The organism is Microbacterium sp., assembly GCF_031988965.1.
Taxonomy (GTDB): domain Bacteria; phylum Actinomycetota; class Actinomycetes; order Actinomycetales; family Microbacteriaceae; genus Microbacterium.
Genome location: NZ_DALZXX010000131.1, coordinates 1 through 245, shown reverse-complemented (window position 1 = coordinate 245; position 245 = coordinate 1). Strand labels below are relative to the sequence as shown.

The following is a 245-nucleotide window of genomic DNA, read 5'->3' as shown; positions in this document are numbered from 1 at the left end:
CATCCGCGCATCGACGCGGTGCGCGGAACCGTGGCCGTGCGCCGCGGTCCGGTCGTGTACTGCGCGGTCGGCGACGTCGACGACCTGACGGTCAGGGCGGATGCTCTCGCCGCCACCGTCGTGGCCACGAACCCGGACCCGGCCGCGGACCCGACCACCGATTCACCCGCGCAGGGCCTGCTCGGTCCGCGCCTCACGATCGCCGCACAGCGGACGCCCTCCGACGGGCAACCGCTCTACACGGG

The 245-nt window shown here is 74.7% G+C and carries 1 pseudogene; it reads left to right on the top strand.

Annotated features, from left to right (window positions below):
• Nucleotides 1-245 (top strand): annotated as a pseudogene (locus tag RTM68_RS15365) (hypothetical protein); the annotation flags it as partial.